Source organism: Clostridium sp., from assembly GCF_051654825.1.
GTDB lineage: Bacteria > Bacillota > Clostridia > Clostridiales > Clostridiaceae > Clostridium.
This window is the reverse complement of sequence record NZ_JBOFYU010000093.1, coordinates 1-21,832: the sequence shown is the minus strand read 5'-3', so window position 1 is coordinate 21,832 and position 21,832 is coordinate 1. Positions and strand designations below refer to the sequence as shown.

20 protein-coding genes and 1 pseudogene are annotated in these 21,832 nt (G+C 27.4%); 20 read left to right on the top strand and 1 reads right to left on the bottom strand.

The genetic code is table 11. From position 1 onward, the window contains the following. Positions 1 to 190 precede the first annotated feature (190 nt). From ACRDBA_RS05630 to rpsA, 11 genes are all read left to right on the top strand, one after another. Positions 191 to 436, top strand: coding sequence for a hypothetical protein (locus ACRDBA_RS05630; protein ID WP_438571947.1), 246 nt, complete (start codon positions 191 to 193; stop codon positions 434 to 436). 37 nt (positions 437 to 473) lie between these two features. Beyond that, positions 474 to 1,256, top strand: a complete 783-nt coding sequence (locus tag ACRDBA_RS05625) for a polysaccharide deacetylase family protein (protein WP_438571946.1) — start codon at positions 474 to 476, stop codon at positions 1,254 to 1,256. A gap of 137 nt (positions 1,257 to 1,393) precedes the next feature. Next, the gene (locus ACRDBA_RS05620; protein WP_438571945.1) at positions 1,394 to 1,576 is read left to right on the top strand and encodes an alpha/beta-type small acid-soluble spore protein; all 183 of its coding nucleotides are present in this window, start codon (positions 1,394 to 1,396) and stop codon (positions 1,574 to 1,576) included. A 180-nt stretch (positions 1,577 to 1,756) separates the two neighbouring features. Beyond that, positions 1,757 to 2,887: a metallophosphoesterase family protein gene (locus ACRDBA_RS05615; RefSeq protein ID WP_438571944.1), complete on the top strand. Its 1,131-nt coding sequence runs from the start codon at positions 1,757 to 1,759 to the stop codon at positions 2,885 to 2,887. Further along, complete coding sequence (locus ACRDBA_RS05610) at positions 2,877 to 5,630, top strand: AAA family ATPase (RefSeq protein ID WP_438571943.1); 2,754 nt, start codon at positions 2,877 to 2,879, stop codon at positions 5,628 to 5,630. The genes ACRDBA_RS05615 and ACRDBA_RS05610 overlap by 11 nt, the downstream gene beginning before the upstream one ends. Before the next feature lie 78 nt (positions 5,631 to 5,708). Beyond that, a complete protein-coding gene (locus ACRDBA_RS05605) occupies positions 5,709 to 6,662 on the top strand; it encodes a metal ABC transporter solute-binding protein, Zn/Mn family (protein WP_438571942.1) in 954 nt (317 codons plus the stop codon). A gap of 179 nt (positions 6,663 to 6,841) precedes the next feature. Next, positions 6,842 to 8,638 (top strand): MutS-related protein, encoded by a 1,797-nt coding sequence (locus ACRDBA_RS05600; protein ID WP_438571941.1) that lies wholly within the window; start codon positions 6,842 to 6,844, stop codon positions 8,636 to 8,638. Positions 8,639 to 8,737: 99 nt separating this feature from the next. Further along, on the top strand, positions 8,738 to 9,631 hold the full coding sequence (locus ACRDBA_RS05595; RefSeq protein ID WP_438571940.1) for an exonuclease domain-containing protein: 894 nt from the start codon (positions 8,738 to 8,740) through the stop codon (positions 9,629 to 9,631). Positions 9,632 to 9,733: 102 nt separating this feature from the next. Further along, the gene (locus tag ACRDBA_RS05590; protein ID WP_438571939.1) at positions 9,734 to 10,150 is read left to right on the top strand and encodes a CBS domain-containing protein; all 417 of its coding nucleotides are present in this window, start codon (positions 9,734 to 9,736) and stop codon (positions 10,148 to 10,150) included. Positions 10,151 to 10,254: 104 nt separating this feature from the next. Then, entirely contained in the window at positions 10,255 to 11,022 is a 768-nt protein-coding gene (gene yaaA / locus ACRDBA_RS05585) for a peroxide stress protein YaaA (RefSeq protein ID WP_438571938.1), read from the top strand. 109 nt (positions 11,023 to 11,131) lie between these two features. Then, positions 11,132 to 12,277 carry a 30S ribosomal protein S1 gene (rpsA, locus tag ACRDBA_RS05580; RefSeq protein ID WP_438571937.1) on the top strand — a complete coding sequence of 382 codons (1,146 nt, stop codon included), beginning with the start codon at positions 11,132 to 11,134 and terminating at the stop codon, positions 12,275 to 12,277. Between the two features lie 27 nt (positions 12,278 to 12,304). Here the strand turns inward: rpsA and pyk are convergent, their stop codons facing one another. After that, the gene (gene pyk, locus ACRDBA_RS05575; RefSeq protein WP_438571936.1) at positions 12,305 to 13,723 is read right to left on the bottom strand and encodes a pyruvate kinase; all 1,419 of its coding nucleotides are present in this window, start codon (positions 13,721 to 13,723) and stop codon (positions 12,305 to 12,307) included. Positions 13,724 to 13,923: 200 nt separating this feature from the next. Between pyk and ACRDBA_RS05570 the strand changes: the two genes are divergently transcribed. The 9 genes and pseudogenes from ACRDBA_RS05570 to ACRDBA_RS05530 all read left to right on the top strand — a co-directional run. Continuing rightward, positions 13,924 to 15,378, top strand: a complete 1,455-nt coding sequence (locus tag ACRDBA_RS05570) for an aminoacyl-histidine dipeptidase (RefSeq protein WP_438571935.1) — start codon at positions 13,924 to 13,926, stop codon at positions 15,376 to 15,378. 114 nt (positions 15,379 to 15,492) lie between these two features. Next, positions 15,493 to 15,672 carry an HTH domain-containing protein gene (locus tag ACRDBA_RS05565; protein WP_438571934.1) on the top strand — a complete coding sequence of 60 codons (180 nt, stop codon included), beginning with the start codon at positions 15,493 to 15,495 and terminating at the stop codon, positions 15,670 to 15,672. A 263-nt stretch (positions 15,673 to 15,935) separates the two neighbouring features. Further along, positions 15,936 to 16,649, top strand: a complete 714-nt coding sequence (locus tag ACRDBA_RS05560) for an SPOR domain-containing protein (protein WP_438571933.1) — start codon at positions 15,936 to 15,938, stop codon at positions 16,647 to 16,649. Between the two features lie 236 nt (positions 16,650 to 16,885). Beyond that, positions 16,886 to 17,455 carry a Maf-like protein gene (locus ACRDBA_RS05555; RefSeq protein ID WP_438571932.1) on the top strand — a complete coding sequence of 190 codons (570 nt, stop codon included), beginning with the start codon at positions 16,886 to 16,888 and terminating at the stop codon, positions 17,453 to 17,455. Positions 17,456 to 17,488: 33 nt separating this feature from the next. Then, entirely contained in the window at positions 17,489 to 18,178 is a 690-nt protein-coding gene (radC, locus tag ACRDBA_RS05550) for a RadC family protein (RefSeq protein WP_438571931.1), read from the top strand. Between the two features lie 17 nt (positions 18,179 to 18,195). Then, positions 18,196 to 19,215 (top strand): rod shape-determining protein, encoded by a 1,020-nt coding sequence (locus ACRDBA_RS05545; protein ID WP_438571930.1) that lies wholly within the window; start codon positions 18,196 to 18,198, stop codon positions 19,213 to 19,215. Continuing rightward, entirely contained in the window at positions 19,215 to 20,066 is an 852-nt protein-coding gene (mreC, locus tag ACRDBA_RS05540) for a rod shape-determining protein MreC (RefSeq protein WP_438571929.1), read from the top strand. The genes ACRDBA_RS05545 and mreC overlap by 1 nt, the downstream gene beginning before the upstream one ends. Before the next feature lie 10 nt (positions 20,067 to 20,076). Continuing rightward, positions 20,077 to 20,568, top strand: a complete 492-nt coding sequence (gene mreD / locus ACRDBA_RS05535) for a rod shape-determining protein MreD (RefSeq protein ID WP_438571928.1) — start codon at positions 20,077 to 20,079, stop codon at positions 20,566 to 20,568. Then, positions 20,565 to 21,832: pseudogene (locus ACRDBA_RS05530) on the top strand (penicillin-binding protein); the annotation flags it as partial. The gene mreD and the pseudogene ACRDBA_RS05530, both read left to right, overlap by 4 nt.

The following is a 21,832-nucleotide window of genomic DNA, read 5'->3' as shown; positions in this document are numbered from 1 at the left end:
TGAATGAGGCTTTAAATATCGAATAAGTTTAAGCAATTATATTCATCTCCTTTATTCTAATTTATATAATTTTAATAATAGTTAGTTTGTACTGATAATAGATTAAATATCCTAAAATAAGGCTAAGTGGTTTAGATTTTATAGTAAATGGATAATATTGTAATATAAAGAAGGTAAGGAGGGAGTTTTTATGGATATTATACAATTGCAATTATTAATAATTTTAACTATAGCAATATGCTCTTTATTAGGTGGAAAAAAGGGGAGCTTAATGGCTAGTGGAGTATGGTTTATAACATCTTTAATAATGATGAGATCTAGCATGTTTTCAGTATTCCAACTAGTTACAGTTGCTATATCATTTCAGTTAGGATTATTAATTGGTTTTATAAGAGATTACATATATAAAAGAGTAGTTAGAAAAAATGAAGCATAAATAATTTTAGTTAAAATTGTAATATAAGGAGAGTATTTTGAATAATAAACAGGATAAAAATCAATATAAGATGAGCAAAATTAGAGTACTTATAGTGATTATATTTATTTTTACAATAGATTTGTTAGTATTCAAAATAATAGATAATGTAAGAATATATAATAAAGAAATTTCTGTAATGAGTGAAGTTAATAATTTAAATTATGAATTAGCGGAAGATATTTTTAGTGAAGATGGAAGTAAGATTGCTTATTTAACATTTGATGATGGACCCAATAAAAATACAACACCACAAATATTAAAAATATTAAATGAAAACAATATAAAAGCTACTTTTTTTGTTTTAGGAAAAAATGCAGAAGCTAATCCAGATATATTAAAAAATGTATATTATGAAGGTCATTCAATAGGAAATCATACATATTCTCATGATTATGAATATGTATATAAAAGTAGTGAAAATTTATATAATGATATATTAAAAACAGAAGAAGTTTGTAAAAATATTTTGGGTGAAAATTACTCTAATAGATTATTTAGATTTCCAGGTGGATCATCAGATGTAGAGGATTCATTAATAAAAAAGGTAAAAGGTGCTGGGTTTATAAGTGTAGATTGGAATTCATTAAATGGTGATGCAGAGAAACTTAATGTTAGTAAGGAAACTCTTATACAAAATATAAAGAGACATTCAGAAGGAAAAAATAAGATTGTAATACTAATGCATGATAGTATCAATAAGAAGAATACTGTTGATACTTTACAAGATGTTATAGATTATTTAAGAGAGCAAGGATATGAGTTTAAAGCAATAAAATAATAGGAATATATTACCTGTAATATAAAAAGTGATAATGGTTAATATAATAGTGTAAACAAAATAACTTCTCAAAAAAATTAAATTTATTTAAGAAGTTGTTTACAAAATAATGCCAAAGGCCAAAGGAGGAATTACAAATGTCAAAAACATTAGTTCCAGAAGCAAAACAAGGATTAAGCGCATTCAAGAACGAGGTAGCAAATGAATTAGGAGTACCATTTAGCGATTATAATGGGAACCTATCATCAAGACAGTGTGGTTCCGTAGGTGGCGAAATGGTTAAAAGAATGGTAGAGCAATACGAAAGCTCACTAAAGTAAGCTAAGCGGAATTAAGTCGAAGGTAGATAAACTAGAGATGGATATACCGCCAAAGTTTTAAAGTATTGCTTAACATTCGAAAAGAAGAGATACAATTTTATTGTATCTCTTTTTTATTTGTAACCAATTTCTATTTATGGTAAAATGAGAACAAAAGTTCGATTTTGCAAGGTGATAAATATGAGGAAAATAAAAATATTACAATGTGGAGATTTACATTTTGATACTCCTTTTAAAGGGTTAAATAATAAGTTATCAGCTTTAAGTAAAGAGGATATATTAGAAGTTTTTGAAAGAATAATTACTCTTTGTAAAGAGGAAATGGTAGATGTTTTATTATTAACAGGTGATATATTTGATAATTTAACTGTAAATAAAAAAACTTTATATTTTATAAAAATTCAGTTAGAAAGAATAATGGATATTAGAGTTTTTATTTCTCCAGGAAATCATGATCCATATAATGAAAAGTCATTTTATAAGATGATAGAATGGCCCAAAAATACATATATATTTACCGGGGATTTAGAGTCAGTTTATGTAGAAAAATTAGATTCATATATATGGGGAGCAGCCTTTAATAAAAGTCATATCAATAAAAGTTTATTAAAAAAGATAAATATTGATTCAAGTAAAATAAATATAATGACTATTCATGGTGATATATCTAGTGTTGAAGAAGGAAATAAGTACAATCCAATTACATTAAGAGAAATTGCTGAATCAGGAATAGATTATATTGCTATAGGTCATAGACACGAATATAGTGGGATACTTAGAGAAAAAAACACATGCTATTCATATTCAGGGTGCCCACAAGGAAGAGGCTTTGATGAATTAGGTGATAAGGGTGTAGTTTTAGGGTATGTATCTAAGGGAATGGTAGATTTAAAGTTCATTAAAACTTCTAAGAGAAATTATTATAACATGAATATAGATATAAGTGGATTATATACTTATGAAGAAATTAAAAGTGAAATATTAAAAAATATAGACAAAGAAAAAAGAGAAAATAATTTATATAAAATAGAATTAGTTGGAGAAGTAGATCAGCATTTAAAATTAAGAGAGGAAATACTCTTAAGTAAAATAAAAGATTACTTTTACTTTATAAAGTTAGTAGATAAAACAGAAATAAAGATAGATTTTAGAGAAATAGCAAATAGTTATTCTGTAAAAGGAATATTTGTTAAAAGAATGCTTGATAGTATTGTGGAAGCAGATGATGAAAGTAAAGAAATAATAAATATGGCATTGAAGTTAGGGTTACAAAGCCTTTCAGAAGATGAGGTAAAAAGAGATGATTATTAAGAAGTTAAATATAGTGGCTTTTGCAGGAATATCTAATAAAACTATAGAGTTTAATAATGGTGTTAACCTTATATATGGAGAAAATGAGTGTGGAAAAAGTACTATACAAAATTTTATAAGAGTTTGGCTTTTTGGAATGTCAGCTAAAAGAAGTAAGGATTTAAAAAATAATGATCGGGGAAGGTTTTCACCAGTAACAGGAGAAAAGATTTCTGGAGAATTATATATCGAAGATGATAATGGAAGAGAATATGTAATTAGAAGAACATTTGGATTAAGCAAAAAGGATGATACATCAGAAATAATAGATTCTTTAACAGGTGAAGAGGTATTAGAAATATCTAAAAATGAACCTGGAAGGGACCTTTTAAATGTAAATGCTGCTACCTTTATTAGGACACTGTTTATAGGACAGCTTGGAGTTTATGTAGGAAGAGATAAAGAAGAAGAAATGATGGAAAAGGCAGCTAATTTATTAAGTAGTGGAGATGAAACAGTATCTGTTCAAAAAGCTATAGAAAAATTAGACCTTATGAAAAAATCCTTAACTACTACAAGAAAATCTGGTGAATTAGATTTATTAAGAGTTAGATATTCAGAACTGTTAGAAGAGAGATATGAGGGAATTAAGTTATCAGAAGATAATTTAGAAAACGAAGAAAAAAATATACTTTTAAAAGATAAAAGAAGTGAAATATATACTGAACTAAAAAACTTAGATATATATAAGAAGTATTTAAAAAAGTCAAAGCTTCAAAGAGAATACCAAGATATAACTGAGTACTTAAGAAAAAGTGAAGAACTAAAGAAAAAGGAAAGGTTTATAGAAGAATCTATTTCTGTTGAAGATGAAATTATAAGTGAAAGAGCTTTAAGCCATATATTAAATGAAAATAGTTTATATACAAGAGTAAAAGATATAACTTCCAAAAAAATATTAGATTTAAATATTAAAAAAGAAGAATATAATGAAAAAAGAAAAGATATAGAAGAATTATTATTTGTTGAGGACTTAGAAGAAGGAATAAAGGATAGGTTACTTAGAGCTACAATAGAGCAAGAAAGTATAAAGGAAAAAATTGAACTTTGGAATTCTATTAGAATTGATATAGAAAATATAAATAATGAAATTCAAGAAAAGAAAAAATATATAGGAAGTGCAATTAAATTTTCAGATATAAGAAGTGAAATAGAAAGCCTATTAAATGAGTATAAGGATAAGCTTAGAGAATCAAAAATTAAAATGGAAAATATAAATAGCATTTCACAAAGTAAAAGGGATTATGAAAGTATAAAGAAGGATTTTAATACTAATAGAAATACATTTATAGTTACAATCTTACTTTTAGTAGCATCATTAATTTTCTTTAAAGTTAATTTAGTTATAATTATTCCGGTATCTATTGTATGTATATTCTTTGGTAAAAAGGTATTTAACTTAGCTATAGAATTAAAAACAACAGAAGGAACTAAAGGTGGAAGAGATCAGCTTGAATTATTAAATAATCAAATTTCAGAAATAGAGGAAAGATTATTTAGTCATAAACACACTGTTGATGCTTTAAACTATGAAGACTTTATAAAAAAGTTAAAGTTATTTGATGACTTTAACTTATATAAGGAAAAGCAATTAGATAGAATCAGAGATAAAAAATCACAAATTGCTAATATTGATATTAATAAATGCAAGAAAATATATAATCAAAACTTAGAGGAATTTAACTATATTATAAATTTAGCAAGGGCTAAAGACTTAAACCAAGCTGTAGAGATTATTTCTAGATATGAAATGTTTAGTAAGGATATTCTTTCATTAAAAATAGAAATTGAAAATGAAGAAGAAAATCTTAAAAGATTAAATGAAGAATTAAGTGATAAAGAAAATGTAATAAGAAATAGTCTTAAGCAAATAGGTTTAGAAAATATTGCAATAGAAGATATAGAGGAAGAAATATCTAAGATAAGAGAAAAGTTAGCTCAAAGAGAAGAAATAATACATTCTTTAGCATCTATAGAAGAAGCTTATAAGGCTTTAACAAAGGATAAAAATATTGATGACATAAAAGAAGAAATAAAAGAAATAATAAATGAAAATATTAATTTTACTTATAAATCGGAAGAGGAAATTGATAATCAAATTAAATTAAAATCCAATGAGCTAATAGATATAGAAAAAAACATAAAAGATGTTGAAAATGAAATAAGTAATAGATTTAAAGGAAAAAGAACAATTTCAGATATTGAAGAAGATTTAGATAGTATATTAGAAGAAATAAATAAAAAGGAAAAGCTTATAAAGGCGATAGATTTAGCTAAATCTAATTTAGAAGAATCCTTTAGAGAAATAAGAAGTGGTTTTTCGCCTATATTAAATGGTAAGGTTTTAAGTTACTTTAATAAACTTAGTGGTGGAAAATATATTGATGTTATGGTATCAGATTCCTATGAAATTAAGGTTAGGGATGATAAGAATTTATTGTCAGCAGAAATAATTAGTAATGGAGCTAATGATCAATTATATCTTTCTTTAAGATTAACATTTATAGAAATGTTATATGATAAAAAGAATGTGCCTGTAATATTAGATGATGCCTTTGTTCAATATGATGATGAAAGAGTTTATCGTGTTTTAGATATATTAGTAAATAGTAATTTTGAACAATTAATAATATTTACATGTCAAAAGAGAGAAAAAGCATATTTAGAAAAAAAATCTATGGAAGTTAATTATATTTATTTGTAATATTGACAATAATACTCGAGGAGGGTAAAATTATACAATAATAAATGCAAATGATTTGCATCTTCGAGGGGTGAATTTATGATAAAGAAAATTTTATCAATTGGACTTTTAGTCACATTATTTGGAACTATGAGTATGGGATGTACTAAAAAAGAGAATCCAGAAAATAATGCAGGAAGGCTAAGAGTTGGTGTTACAATAAATCCATTAAAGGAATTTACTGAGGCTATTGGAGGCGAGAAAGTAGAAGTCTTTTCTATAATACCTCCAGGAAGTGAGCCACATGATTTTGATCCTAAGCCAAAGGATTTAGAAGAGGCTAGCAAAAGTGATGTCTTTGTTTATAACGGATTAGGAATGGAAGACTGGATTGATTCTGTATTAAATATAATTAATAATGAAAATACTGTAATAGTTGATTCAAGTAAAGGAGCTAATGTTATAAATACTGAAAATGACGGAAGCCACGTAGAAGAAACTGAAAAAGAACATACTGAGCATGAAGAAGATGGACATAACCACGGAACAGAAGACCCTCATCTTTGGTTAAGCTTAAAGGAAGCAACAAAGCAAGCAGAAAACATAAAAAATGCTTTAATCCAAAAGGATAGTGAAAATAAAGATTACTATGAAAGTAATTATGAAAACTTAAAGAATCAATTTGATAGCTTATATAACGAATATAAGGTTAAATTTGAAAATATAAAGGATAAAAACTTTGTAACAGGTCATGCAGCCTTTGGATACTTATGCAGAGATTTTGGACTAACTCAAAAAAGTATTGCAGATATTTATGGTGAAGGAGAACTTACACCTAAAAAACTAGAGAATTTAGTTAATTATTGTAAGGATAGTGGTGTAAAAGTAATCTTTAGTGAATCTACAGCAAGCTCTAAGGAATCTGAAACATTAGCAAGAGAGTCAGGAGCAAAGGTGGAAAAGATTTATAGCTTAGAATCAAAAGAAGATGATATGACTTATTTAGATGGTATGAAATATAATTTAGATAAGATATTAGAATACTTAAATTAAAAGGTAAAGTTTTAAAATAAAGTTAGTAATTTATTATTAGCTTTATTTTTTTATTATAAATATATCTTAACTTTTCAATTTCAACTATTATTTAAAAATAGATTTGTAGAAAAGTAGAGAAAATATTAAATTTAGTATACTGTAGAATTATGGTAAAATTATATTAAGGGGTGGTGCAAATGAGTAAGGCAAAAGAGTTTTATCAGAATAATATAATAAATGGAAAAGAAAAGTTAGACGAAATAAATACATTATTAAAAAATATTTCAATAATTAGACTTGCTATAGTTATTTTAGCTATATTTTTAGGATACTTTATGTATAAGAAAAATAATATAGTGACCATGGCAATATTATTAGCTATATGTTTTGGAGTATTTGTAGTAGTAGCATTTTTCCATAATAAAAAGATAGAAGAAAAAAGAAAATTAAAAATTTTTATAGATATAAATGAGAGCGGAGTTAAAAGATTAGATGGAAGCTGGAGAGATTTCAAGGATAATGGAGCTGAATATTTAAATGAAAATCATGGATTTATTAATGATTTAGATGTATTTGGTAAAAGTTCATTGTTCCAATTAATAAATAGCACAAATACTAAATTTGGAAGAAAAAAGCTAGCAGATATGTTATCAGTAAACAAATTACCTACAAAAGATACTGTTTTAAAAAGACAATTCGCAATTAAAGAACTTTCAGAAAAGGTAGAGTGGAGACAAGAGTTAATACTTCAATCTACTTTTAAAAAGAAAAAAAACAGTGATATAAAAGACTTAATAGATTGGTCTAAAAGTGATGTCTCAATAAGTAGTGCATTAAAAACAATTCCTTTTATTTGTATAGGAATTACAATGTTATCTATATTTTTAGTAGTAGCTAAAATAATACCAGTAACATATTTATTATTAATTCTTATGTTTAATTATTTAGTTGTAAAAACGTTAACTAAGCCATTAAATCACATAGTAGAGCTGTTTCATAAGCATAAAAGTGATATAGAAGCATATAGTAACATATTAGCTTTAATAGAAAAGGAAGAATTTAAAAGTCCTTTATTAAAGGAGTTGCAAAGTAAGGTAGTAAATAATGAGAATAGCTGCATAAAAGAAATGAAGGCTTTAAAGGAATTAGTAGATTGGTTAGGAGATAGCTCTTCAAATGCATATTACTTATTAATAAATGTAACTATTCTTTCAGATACATTTATTTTAAGAAACTTAGAAAAGTGGAAAGAAAAAAATGGTGTATATCTAGAAGAATGGCTAGATATTATAGGAGAATTTGAGGCTTTATCTAGTATTTCAAATCTAGCATATGATTTTGATACTTGGAGCTACCCTGCTATTTTAAATGAAGGGATAGTACATGGTAAAAATATAGGTCATCCTATACTAGGTGATAAGGCTATAGCTAACAACTTTTCTTTAAGTGGAAGAGAAAGAGTAGCCTTAATAACAGGATCTAATATGTCAGGTAAAAGTACATTCCTAAGAACTATAGGATTAAATCTTTTACTTAGTTATATAGGAGCACCAACATATAGTAGTGAGTTTTGTTGCGGTATATTTAATTTATATACATGTATGAGAACTAAAGATAATTTAGAGGAAAATATATCATCATTTTATGCAGAAATATTAAGAATAAAAATTCTTATAGAAGCAGCTAAAAGTGGAGAAAAGGTATTTTTCCTATTAGATGAAATATTTAAAGGAACTAATTCAACAGATAGACATAAGGGCGCTCAAGTTCTTATAAATCAATTAGTAGAAGTTGGGGGATATGGCTTAGTTTCTACTCATGATTTAGAGTTATGTGATTTAGAAAAAACAAAGAAATGGATAGTTAATTATAATTTCCAAGAATATTATACAAATAATAAAATAATGTTTGATTACAAGCTAAGATCAGGAAGAAGTAAGACTCAAAATGCAATACATTTAATGAAATTAGCAGGAATAGATTTTAATGAATAAAATACTATTATAAAGAAGCTTATAAAATTAGATAATGAAATCTAATTTTATAAGTGGCATAATATATTATAAAGATAAATGGGTGAGAGGGTGCATTAAATGGCATTTATAATAATTGATTTAGAATTTAATAATTTAAGTGGAATCACTAAATATTATCCTAATATTTTTGAGGAAAATAGTGATTTAGAAAGTATAGAACTTGAAAATGAAATAATAGAAATAGGGGCAATAAAGCTAGATAATTATATGAAACCATTAAAGGAATTTAAAACATATATAAAACCAAAGGCAATTCCAATTTTAAATCCTAAAATATCAGAAATAACTAAAATTACAGAAGAGGATTTAAAAGATGGTGTTTCCTTTGAAGAAGGAATAAATATGTTAAGGGATATTATAGATGATGGGGATATAATATGTTCTTGGGCTAAGGATGATATTGCTGAAATAATAAATAATACTGTTTATCATAAATATGATGATTTAAAATGGTTAAAAAATTATTTAGATATTCAAGAATATTCAACTAAAATATTAGCTAAAAAGAAATCCTTAAGCTTAAAAAATGCATTAGATGAATTAAAGATTAAGGTAGATGGAGCTAAGCTTCATGATGCGTTAAATGATGCTATATATACATCATTTGTTTTTAAAAGAATTTATAATTCTAGAATAGTTAAAAACTATGTTGTTAAAGATATTTTTAATATGCCTTTATTAGAAGTTAAAAATTTAGAAAATTACAATATAGACTTAAGTAAGATAAAAGAGAAATGTCCAAAGTGTAATATAGAAGTAGAAATAGAATATCCTTTAAAGCCAATGAACTGGAGGTTTGTTTCTATGGGTAAATGTCCAAAGTGTAATAATAGAGTAATAAATGAGGTTATTGTTAAAAGAACTGTAAGTGGACAAGATGTTTATAAAGAAGAATCTTTAATAATAAGTGAATTAGAATATATTAACTTAGGATATAAACTTAAAAAATAATTAATAAAAAAATAAGTATTTATTTAAACAATTACAAAAGAAATATGATAAAATTAATATATACTTTAGTAGATATATTAACTTGCAAGGAAAGGAAAAATTATGAATATAGCATTTTTTTTAACACCTAAAAACGAGGTTATATATGAGTATTTAGATGCAACTATGAGACAAGTGATTGAGAGAATGGAGCATCATGGATATACATCTATTCCGTTAATAGATAGAGACGGAAAATATGTTGGAACATTAACAGAAGGTGATTTATTATGGAAGTTAAAAAATACACCAGAATTAAACTTTAAAAACAGTGTAAATATTAAGGTTACAGATATACCTAAAAGAAGAAAGCATAAGAGTGTATCTATTAATTCAGATGTAGAAAGCTTAATATCACTAGCAACAACACAAAATTTTGTTCCAGTAGTAGATGATGAGGGGATTTTTATTGGAATAATTAAAAGAAGCGATATAATTAACTATTGTTATAATGAGATAAGAAAAAAGAGTGATAGATAAAGAACTGTTTGATGCAGTTCTTTTTTTGATACTTTTTGTTAATTGAAAATAATTATTGATAATGATATTATTTATATAAATATTACGTGAGAGGAGGAGAGTCTATGTTAGTGGTAATTTCTCCAGCAAAAACTTTAGATTTTGAATTTTTAAATGATAATTTACCTATGAGTGAAGCAAGATTTTTAAATAAATCAACAACTATAATAGAAGAGCTAAGAAAGCTAGATAGTTACGCTATAAGTAAGCTAATGAAGCTAAGTGATAAATTATCAAAGCTAAATGAAGAAAGGTTTAATAATTGGAACACATCTTTAGAGGGTGCTAATCATAGTCTTTTAGCATTTAAGGGAGAGGTATTTAGGTCATTAGATGTAGGAAGCTTTACAGAAGAAGAATTCTTTTATGCAAATAGTCATTTAAGAATATTATCAGGATTATATGGGGTTTTAAGACCTTTTGATGGGATACAACCTTATAGATTAGAAATGGGAACAAAGATAAAAGTTAATGATGAAAAAGATTTATATAACTTTTGGGGTGATACATTAATAAAATCATTGATTAAAGAGTTAAGCACACATAGTGAAAAAGTTATTATAAACTTAGCATCTAATGAGTACTTTAAATCAGTACAAGGAATAGAAAAAGAAAATGGAATAAGAGTGGTTACACCAGTATTTAAGGAAAATAAGGGCGGAGAATACAAAATTATAACTATGAAAGCTAAAAGAGCTAGAGGGTTAATGACTAGATATATAATTCAAAATGAAATAGAAAAAATAGAAGAAATTAAGAAGTTTGATGAAGAGGGATATATTTTTAGTAATGAGCTATCTTCAGAAAATGAATGGGTATTTATTAGAGAATAACAGTAAATTATTTAAATATTAATAATTTTCTATACTTGTAATGGTTGGTGTATTAGCTTAAAATTATTTATGTAGAGTTAATTACTATTATTTTAAGGAGTGAATAGAAATGACAAATGAAATACATGATAATTCAATGGGGGATTTCTTAGGAGATTTTGATGTTAAGAGAATAAATAAAGGCGATATATTAAGCGGAAAAGTTATAGATGTTAATGATAAAGAAGTTTCAGTAAATATTAACTATGCTTTTGATGGAGTAATAACAAAAGATGAGTTAACAAACACAGGAGAAAATCCTGTTGATGTAGTAAAGTCAGGAGATGAAATAAAGGTTTATGTTGTTTCACCTAATGATGGAGAAGGTTATGTTGTACTTTCAAGAGTAAGAGCATTAGCTATTACAGAAAGAGAAGAATTATCATCAGCATTTAAAAATGAAGAAACTATTAATGTAATAGTTAAAGAAGAAGTTAAGGGTGGATTAGTAGCATATTATGGAGCTACTAGAATATTTATACCAGCATCATTAGCTTCAAGGGAAAGAATAGAATTAGCTACTTTATTAGGAAAAGAAATAGAAGTTAAATTAACAGAAGTTGATTTTAGAAATAGAAGAGTAGTTGCATCAAGAAGAGTTTTAGAAGATGCTCAATATGAAGTAGAAAAGAAAAAACTTTGGAATGCAGTTAAAGAAGGCGAGATGAGATCAGGTGTAGTTAAGAAAATCCTTAAGATTGGAGCTATAGTTGATATCGGTGGAATAACTGGATTAGTTCACATTAATGATTTAGCTTGGGGAAGAGTTAAGCGTGTAGAAGATGTAGTTAATGTTGGAGATAAGGTGGAAGTTTTAGTTGGTGAAGTTGATAAATCAAGAGAAAGAGTTTCACTAATATTAAAAGATGTTAATAGTGACCCGTGGATAGTTAATGTTGAAACTGTTAAAATAGGAGACGTATTAGAAGGAAAGGTTTCTAAGTTACTTGCATTTGGTGCATTTGTAGAAGTATTCCCAGGAGTAGAAGGATTAGTTCATATAAGTGAAATAAGCGAAGAAAACATAGCAAAGCCTTCAGATGTTTTAAATATAGGTCAAAGTGTTAAAGTTAAGGTTTTAGATGTAAATAAAGCTGATAAAAAATTATCTTTAACAATAAAGGATGCAGAAGAAAAATCAAAAGAATACCTTCAATATAATGATACTGAAGAAGGGGTATCACTTGGAGAGTTATTTAAAGGATTATTTCAATAATAAAAAAGCCCATTAGGGCTTTTTTTATTATACTTTTTCAATTTTGAGCATATTAGTTCCACCAGTTGCAGTTGTAGGCATTCCAGCGGCAATAATTATTTCATCTCCTTCATTTGCAAATTCTAAGCCTTTTGCAACTTTTTTAGCTTCTCTTAAAATTTCATCTGTAGTAGAGAAATATTCACAAAGCTCAGGAAATACACCAAAGTTTAAGCTTAATCCTAAGCGAACATCATCGTGTGGTGTTATAGCTATTATAGGACATTGAGGCCTATATTTAGAAATTAACTTAGCGGTAGCTCCACTTGTAGTAGCAGCAACTACTGCTTTAGCATGTAATATATTTGAAGTTCTACATGCAGAATAGCTTATTGCTTCAGAAAATGCATGTAATGAAGGTTCTTTTAATCTTGAGTTTAAATAATTGTAATCTAAGTGAGCTTCAGTTTCCATAGCTATCTTAGACATTGTTTTTGCAGCTTCTATAGGGAAGCTACCACTAGCACTTTCTCCACTTAACATAATTGCATCAGTTCCATCAAAAATTGCATTACATATATCACATGCTTCTGCTCTTGTTGGAAGAGAATTTCTAATCATTGAATCTAACATTTGTGTAGCAGTAATTACTATTTTACCAGCCTCATTACATTTTTTTATGATGCTTTTTTGAATTATTGGAACTCTTTCTATAGGAATTTCTACACCCATATCTCCACGAGCAACCATTATTCCATCAGCTACTTCTATTATTGAATCTATATTATTTACTCCTTCTTGGCTTTCTATTTTAGCTATGATTTGAATATTAGAACCATTGTGGCTATTAAGAATAGTTCTAACATCTTCGATATCAGAAGCCTTTCTTATAAATGATGCAGCAACAAAATCCACTTTGTTTTCACAGCCAAATATTAAGTCAATCTTATCTTTTTCAGTTATGGATGGTAAGTTTATACTTATATTAGGAACATTAACGCCCTTATGGTTTTTAATAGTTCCACCAATTTTAACTTTACAAACAATATCAATACCATCTATGTTTACAATTTCAAACTTTAGTAATCCATCATCAACTAGAATTTCTCCACCAACTTTTACATCCTTGTAAAGATCAGAATAGGAAATAGAGCATTTTTTATTGTCACCTAGAATTTCGTCACTACAGCTAAAGATAAATGTATCATTAGCTTTTAAATCCACTCCATCGTTTATAAAGTTATGAGTTCTTATTTTTGGACCTTTAATATCTAAAACTATTGATGTGGGTGAGTTTAATTCTTTACGAACCTTTTTTATAAGGTCGATTTTTTCTTTGTGTGTTTCATGTGTACCATGTGAAAAGTTTAATCTAGCAGCACTCATTCCGATTTTCATAAACTCTCTTAAAGTATCTTCGTTATCGCTAGCAGGACCTATTGTAAAGATCATTTTAGTTTTTTGCATGTAACCACCTCTTTAAATTTAATAGTTTTTTTAAAATAAGATATTATATTAAAGTGTATAGAAATATATAAATATATCCATAATTTAATTATAAATCAGAAGATTTGAATTATAAAATAGATTTTTAGTATTCTATATATTATGATATACTTATTTTTATATAATAATTCTAAGATAATAGAATAGTGAGGGATAAAAAAATGGAAATTTTAAAAAACATAGAACCGAAAGAAGTTTTTAAATATTTTGAAGAGCTATCAATGATTCCAAGAGGATCAGGAAATGAAAGAGAAATAAGCGATTATCTTGTTAAATTTGCTAAAGATTTAAACTTAGAAGTAATACAAGATGAAGTTTTAAATGTAATTATAAAGAAACCAGGAACAAAGGGATATGAAAATTCAAAAACTGTAATTATCCAAGGCCATATGGATATGGTTTGTGAAAAAAATAAAGGAACTGAGCATGATTTTGAAAAGGATCCTTTAAAATTAAGAGTTGTAGATGGAATGGTGTATGCTACTGATACAACTTTGGGTGCTGACAATGGTATAGCTATGGCATATGGATTAGCATTATTAGCATCAGATGATATACCACACCCTCCATTAGAAGTTTTAATGACAACTGATGAAGAAACTGGTATGTCAGGAGCAATGGGAATATCTCCAGAACATATTGAAGGTAAGCTATTAATAAACCTAGATAACGAAGAAGAGGGACATTTATTAGTTAGCTGTGCTGGAGGAATAAGAAGTAAACATATATTAGATATTGAATGGGAAGATTTAAAAGAAAATTTATCATTAGTAGAATTAACAGTAAGAGGCCTAAAGGGTGGTCACTCTGGAATGGAGATAAATAAGGAAAGAGGAAATTCAAATAAGATAATGGGAAGAATCCTAAAGGATATCTTAGGAGAAGTAGATTTTAGATTAATTTCAATCAATGGTGGTTCAAAAAACAATGCTATACCAAGAGAAATGGATACAGTTATAGCTATAGAAGCTTCAGAGGTATCAAAAGTTGTTGATAAGGTTGGAAAATGGCAAGGAATTTTATCAAATGAACTAAAGGCTCAAGATCCAGGTGTAAATGTTAATGCAAAAGAAATATCACAAAAGGTTGATAGAGTATTTACTACAGATTGTACAAATAGAGCTGTAAATCTTTTATACTTAATACCTAATGGTATAAATAGTAATAGTGTTGAAATAGCTGGATTAGTAGAAAGTTCAACTAACTTAGGTGTAGTTACAACTTTTGAAGATACTGTAGAATTTGATAGTGCAATAAGAAGTTCAGTAGCATCATTAAAAGATGAAATAGTTTTAAGAAGTAAAACAATTGCAGAATTATTAGGAGCTACTTTTGAAACAACAGCTGGATATCCAGAATGGCAATATGATAGTAATTCTAAATTAAGAGAAGTATGTCAAAAGGTTCATAATGATATGTATGGAAAAGATGCTGAAATAGTAGCAATTCATGCAGGTGTTGAATGTGGATTATTTAATGAAAAATTAGGTGGGTTAGATATGATTAGCTTTGGTCCTAATTTATATGATGTTCATACTCCAGAAGAGCATATGAGCATAGAATCAGTAAAAAATGTTTGGGATTACTTAAAGGAAGTATTAAAAGCATTAAAATAATATTGTAAGGTAGACTATCTTAAGTAGTCTACCTTTTTTATAAATACACAAAGAAAATAATTATAGTAATTAATGGAAGTATATTATGTATATATGATTTTAGGAGGTATATTTATGGAAGTTAAAGAAAAAGTGTTAGAAGTGTTAAGAAATTCAGGAGAACCTTTAAAAGGTGGAGAGATTGCAGAAAAGGCTGGAGTAGATAAAAAAGACGTAGATAAAGCAATAAAATCATTAAAAACAGAAGGTAGCATTTGCTCACCTAAAAGATGTTTCTACGCAATTCAAGAATAACAAGAGATAACTAGATGTAATATCTAGTTATTTTTTTTATATTATAAAAAAGCAACTTTTACAATAAATGGAAAAGTGTTATAATAATATGTGTATTATAGCTATAAATCCTTAAAAATAAATTTATAAAATAAGCAATTTTACAAGTAATATTATAAGCAATATATATTGGTTAAACATATGCAAAGTTAAAATTTATACATAATGAATATTATTATGTAATAGGCAATATAAATAAATATATTTCTTAAAAGGAGGAGAGCATGAGATACACAAAATATCAGTACAAGAAAAAGAAAAGTGGAATAAGCTTTATAACATCTATGATAATGCTTTTAGTTGCAGCAGGGGCCATTGGGTTATTATTAGCAAAAGTTGCAATTAACTTTATTCCTATTGGTGAAAAAGTACCTCCACCAGAGGGAACAATTGAAAGCAATGCTCCAGTAGTAGATAACGAAAAACAAGAAGTAGCACAAGGAGAAGCTATATTTACTTCGGTACAATGCGGATATTTTTCAAAACAAGAAAATGCAACTCAAATTGTTGAGAAGATAGGAACGGAGCATAATGCGTTTATAGTAGAGGATAACTCTAAATTTAAAGTTTCAGCAGGTGTGTTTACAGAAGAAAACTCAAATAAAGTAGTCGAAGATTTAAAGACAAAGGAAATAGAAAATGCAAAGATAAAATTTGTTTTAAATAAGGAAGATGAAGTGCAAAATCAAATTGCAACAATTTCAGAAGGGTATTTAGATATTTTAAACACATTAAATGATAAAGAAGTAGTATCTGTTAATACAAATGATTTTAAGATGTGGACTAAGGAACTACCAGCAATATCTGAAGGAGAATTTAAAGATGTTTTAAATGAGTTTAAATCTCATATAGAAGCATTACCAGAAGAGATAAAAAAAGAAAATGTAGTTGGAGAAATGAAATATCTATATACTGTATTGGAAAGATTTAAGAAGTAAAAAACAGAAATTTACCTAAAACTAACAAAAATATTACAAATAAATAAAAATTATATTAACGTTGCAAAGCCACTTGTATCAAGGTCTATATAGTGATAAACTATATAAGATATATGGATACATGTGGTTTTTTTATTGAATAAATTTAATTTTAAATTTAAAAAACTAAATAATCAGGTGTAAAAAAGATTGCTTTTTGGCAATACTATATAATATGTACAAGAGGATGTGATAATTTGAAATATATTTTAGCATCAGCTTCAGAAAGAAGACAAGAACTATTACATAGAATAATAAACAATTTTGAAGTTAAAGTAAGTAATTTTGATGAGGATGGAGTTGCCTTTAAAGGAAACATCAAGGACTATGTAACTGAGTTAGCAGAAGGTAAGGCATTAGATGTAGCTAAAAATACTAAAGATGATGCCATAATAATTGCTGCGGATACGATAGTTACTATTGATAACTCTATATTAGGAAAGCCAAAGAACTCTGAAGATGCATTTAAAATGTTAAAATTACTAAGTGGAAAAATTCATAGAGTTTATTCAGCTGTTGTTGTTTTAAACACTAAAAATATGGAATTAGAAAAGCAATGTCTTTATACAGAAGTTAAATTTTCAAATTTGACAGATGATGAGATTCAGCAGTACATAAATACAAAAGAGCCTTTAGATAAGGCTGGTGCATATGGGATACAAGGTTTTGGAGGAGTTTTTGTGGAGGGAATAAATGGATGTTATTATAATGTCGTTGGATTACCACTAAATGCTCTAGATAAAATGCTTAAAAAAGTTAACAAATAGGGGTTGGGTATATTATATATAAGGAGTAACCTTATGAACAATAGTATTAAAATAAGCGATATACCAGAAAACGAAAGACCTAGGGAGAAACTTTTACTCAGTGGTCCAGAATCCTTAAGTGATTCAGAGTTACTTGCAGTAATATTAAAAACAGGTACTAGAGGAGAAAATATAATTTCATTAAGTACAAGGGTACTTTCAGAAGTTAGGGGTTTAGATGGATTATTAAATATAAGTCTAAATGATATAACTAGTATTAAAGGAATAAAGAATAGTAAAGCAAGTCAAATAATAGCTATAGCTGAATTATTTAAAAGATTTAAGACTTTAAAGGCACAAAATAAAGACTATAAAATAACATCACCAAATGATGTTGGAAGTCTTTTGATAAATGAAATGTCAGCATTACATCAAGAAGTATTAAAGCTGATAATGTTAGATACTAAAAATAAAATTATAGGTATAAAGGATGTTTTTAAAGGAACGTTAAATACATCCATAGTGCATCCGAGAGAAATATTTAGCGAAGCTGTAAAGCGTAATTGCGCAAATATAATAGTATGTCACAATCATCCTTCAGGAGATCCAACGCCAAGTAAAGATGATATAAATATAACTATAAGGTTAAAAGAATGTGGAAAGTTTATGGGAATAGAATTATTAGACCATATTATAGTTGGAAATGGAAAGTTTATTAGTCTCAAAGAAAAAGGAATATTATAAGCGAAAGGGGAATTCAAATGGGATTTTTTAGTAGTAATAAAGACATGGGAATAGATTTAGGAACGGCAAATACACTTGTGTATGTTAAAGGTAAGGGTATTGTTTTAAGTGAGCCGTCAGTTGTAGCAATAAATAGTGCAACGAGAAAGCCTCTAGCTGTTGGTGCGGAAGCAAAGCTAATGATAGGAAGAACTCCAGGAAACATTGTAGCAATTAGACCTTTAAAAGATGGAGTTATAGCAGACTTTGATGTTGCTCAAACTATGTTAAAAAAATTAATTGAAAAAGTAATAAGCAAAAGTGCTTTTACAAGCCCAAGAATTATAGTATGTTACCCATCAGGAGTAACAGAAGTAGAAAGAAGAGCGATAGAAGAAGCAACTAAAAATGCAGGGGCAAGAGATGTTGTTCTTATGGAAGAACCAATGGCAGCTGCTATTGGAGCTGGATTACCAGTTGGAGAACCAACAGGAAGTATGATAGTAGACATTGGTGGAGGAACTACAGAAGTAGCAATTATTTCTTTAGGTGGAATAGTTACTAGCAAATCATTAAGAGTTGCTGGAGATGAGCTAGATCAATCAATTATAGCTTATATTAAAAAAGAATTTAACTTAATGATTGGTGAAAGAACAGCAGAGCAAGTAAAAATGGAATTAGGTTCAGCTTACAAAATTGATGACGAAGTTAAATCTATGGACATCAAGGGAAGAGATATGATCAGTGGATTACCAAAGATAGTTACAGTATCAGAAGATCAAATAAGAGAAGCTTTAAAAGAGCCTGTTTGTGCAATAATTGAATCAATAAAAACAACATTAGAAAAAACACCACCAGAATTAGCAGCGGATATTATGGAAAAAGGAATAATGCTTGCTGGTGGAGGAGCTTTATTAAAAGGATTAGATATGCTTATTAACCACGAAACAAATATGCCTGTTCATATTGCAGAATCACCACTTGATTGCGTAGTATTAGGAGCAGGAAAAGCTCTAGACAACTTTGATGAATTAAGTAAAACTCAAAGAGGTCAATAATGAAGTTTTTTAAAAACAAGCTGGCAGTTACTATTATAGTACTGTCAGTTGCCTTTTTAGGAATAATAATTTATACAGTAAATAGTGATCAAAAGGGTGCTTTATCTAGTGGTGTAGGAAGTGTGGTTAGTCCTCTACAAAAGATAGTTTATAAAGTAAATGATAAAATAAAAGGTACAATGGATTATTTCTTAAATTTTTCTAATGTAAAAGAGGAAAATGAAAAGTTAACAGGTGAAAATATCGAATTACAAAATAAGCTTTTAGAGTATAATAAATTAAAAGAAGAAAATGAGAGATTAAGAGAAGTAGTAAACTTTAAAAACTCTAAAAATAATTATGATTATTTAGGGTGTGAAATTATTGGGTATAGTGAAGGTAATTTTGCTAATGGATACATAATAGATAAGGGTGAAAATGATGGCTTAAAAAAGGGTATGGTAGTTATAGTAGATAAAGGATTAGTTGGACAAATAACTACTACAGGATCTAACTGGGCTATTGTAGAAAACTTAATAAACGAAAATATTGCAGTTTCTGTTATGGTAAATAGCACAAGAGAAACTACTGGTATATTAAAAGGTTATAGAAGTAATGGAAGTGAAAAATTAACTCAAGTAACAAACTTGCCAATGGATTCAGAAATTAAGCCAGGTGATGTTATTGTAACATCAGGTTTAGGGCAAGTATATCCAAAGGAAGTTAGAATCGGGGAAGTTGTATCAGTAGAAACAGATGATATAAAGGTTATGAAAAGTGCTATAGTAAAACCATATGTTGATTTTAATAAGCTTGAGGAATTATTTGTAGTTATTCCAAAGGAAACTAGGGAAATTAAATATGATAATTAAGAGGTAGTTTATGAAAAAATGGGTATTGATTTTAACTTCAATAATGTTATTAATTTTAGATAATTCTATGATGCCATTTTTAGCTATTAAAGGAGCCTTTCCAAGCTTATTATTTATATTTGCAATAGCATATTCTATAATTAGGGGGAAGAATGAGGCACTTTTTATAGGTGTTGTAAGTGGGATATTACAAGATATATTCTTTTATAATGGATTTGGTATTAATTCATTAACAAATATGCTTTTATGCGTTTTAGCAGCTATAATTGGAGAAAACATATATAAGAATAAAAAGTTAATACCAGTTATAGCAGCATTTATACTTTCTTTATTAAAAGTAGCTAGCATTTTTGTTATTTTTAAATTGATAAATAGAAATATAGATATTACTATGGCGCTTTATTCATCTATATATAACGTTGTTGTAATGTTCTTAGGGTATAATTTTGTTTTAAAACTTTGTGAAAAAGATAAAAACAACAGTTCATGGAGGTTTAAATGATAGTAAATAAACCAAAAAAGAAGAAAAAAGTATCTAGATATGTGGCTTTAAATATTGTTATGTGTATAATATTTGGGGCTATAATTTCTAAACTTTTATATATTCAAGTTTATAAGTATGAGGATTATAAGGAAAAAGCAGATACTGGTTCAACTAGGTTCATTGATGAAAAAGCACCAAGAGGAAAAATATATGATAGTGAGGGAGATATATTAGCAACTAATATTCAAACCTATGCATTAACATATACTGAAGGTGAGAAAACAGAAGATGATTTTTATCAAACTATGGAATCAGTATTTAAGATATTAGCTGAAAATGGTGAAAAATTCCAAGATGATCTTTTATTAAAGATTGATGGTAACGGTAATTTTTATTATGATTTTAAAACTGATAATCAAGAAGCTAGAAGATCAGTAGAACTTAGATTTAAAAGAGATAGAGGATTAAATGAAAAAATAGAAAAAAAATTATATGAAGATAAAAAAACTGATTTAACAGATGAAGAAATTGAAGCTGTAAATTTAGAGTTGTTAAAATTATCACCAGAAGATACTTTTTATGAGTTAGTTAAGCTTTATAATATGTACGAGTTAATAAATCCAGATCCAACTGATGAAGAGTTAGATGCATATAAGGATATGAGTGGTAAAGATATGACAGCACAAATTCTTCAAAAGTATTCTTTAAATGATATAAGAAATTATATGGTAATTAAAGATGCTAGAAAAATGCAAAGCTTTAAAGGATATAAAGCTGTAACTATAGCAAGTAATATCAAAAAAGATACAGCATTTATAATTTATCAAAAGTTAAATGATTTACCAGGGATAGATGTTAGTTTAGAATCAATTAGACATTATCCTTATAATAATCTTGCATCTTCGGCTTTAGGATATGTTTCAACTATAGATAGTTCTAAAAAAGAAAGTTATGAATTAAGAGGATATGATGTATCAACTGATTTAGTAGGTGCAACAGGAATAGAAGCAGCATTTGAAGAACAATTAAAGGGAGTTAAGGGTGGAAATACTGTTAAGGTTAATTCAAAGGGAAGAATAACAGAAAATTTATTCAAGTTAGAATCTTATCCAGGAAATAACGTTCACTTAACTATAGATAAAGATATACAATATGCGGCGGAACAAGCAACTAAAGATACTTTAGAACGTATAAGAAATGAAGAGGGACAACAAAGTGCAACTAGAGCAGCTACTGTAGCTATAGAAGTTAATACAGGAAGAATATTAGCATTAGTAAGTTA